Raw genomic sequence first — 895 nt, forward strand, 5'->3', positions numbered from 1 at the left:
GAAGGCGAGATCCCTGCCGATGCCGATGCCGGCGATGGTTTCGAAGGCGAAGAAGCGGAAGTCGAAGCTCCCGAAGGCGCGCCGCCGGTCGCTGCAGCCGAAGAGCAGGCCGCGCCCTCGCCCGCCAATGACGATGTCGCGGAAACGGAGAAGCCGAAGAAGCCTCGCCGTGCACCGCGATCGAAGAAGGCTGTCGAGGAAACCGTCTCCGAGAAAGCGCCCGAGCGGGCGGCGGAACTTCCCGCTGAACCTGCGGCCGCCGAACCGGAGCTGACAGCGGCCGCTGCTGCTCCGACCGAGGCCGAAGCGCAGGTCAATGCCCATCCGACGCGGCGCAAACCGCAGTCGATCGACACGCCGGCTGTCCCCGTCGTTTCGTCCAACGTCAGCGAGGAAGCCAAGACCGAAGAAAAGCCGAAGCGTGCCGGCTGGTGGCAGCGGAAGGGCTTTTTCTAAGCTCTGTCAGCTCATTAGGCTTAGTTGTTGAACAGAAGATCCCGTGCTCGTCCGGCGCGGGATTCTCGTTTTCTGCCCTTCCAATCTTGCGCCCCAGCACCTGCTAAGGCGCGAAGATCGACCAGTTCATCATCCTGGCGAGCTTCTCAAGCGCTATCGAGCCGAGCTTTGAATTGCCGTTCTCGTTGAGGCCGGGGGACCAGACGGCGAGCGAGGCGACGCCCGGCACGATGCCAAGAATACCGCCGCCGACGCCACTCTTACCCGGAATGCCGACACGGAAGGCGAAATCGCCGGAGCCGTCATAGTGGCCGCAGGTCAGCATCAGCGCGCCGATGCGGCGCGCACGCTCGGTCGACACGACCGACAGCCCGGTCGCCGGGTTCCGACCGCCATTGGCGAGGAAGCGGCCGGCCATGGCGAGCTGTCGGCAGCTCAT

The 895-nt window shown here is 65.3% G+C and carries 1 protein-coding gene and 1 pseudogene; one reads left to right on the forward strand and one right to left on the reverse strand.

Annotated elements, in window-relative coordinates; all coding sequences use genetic code 11:
• Nucleotides 1-456: pseudogene (locus tag EOA60_RS37985) on the forward strand (ribonuclease E/G); the annotation flags it as partial.
• Nucleotides 457-559: 103 nt separating this feature from the next.
• Here the strand turns inward: EOA60_RS37985 and EOA60_RS35070 are convergent.
• On the reverse strand, nt 560-895 hold a 336-nt coding region (locus EOA60_RS35070), incomplete at its 5' end, for a glutaminase (protein ID WP_206628425.1).

Origin of the sequence: Mesorhizobium sp. M1A.F.Ca.IN.020.06.1.1 (genome assembly GCF_004023265.1) — a bacterium.
Taxonomy (GTDB): Bacteria; Pseudomonadota; Alphaproteobacteria; order Rhizobiales; family Rhizobiaceae; genus Mesorhizobium.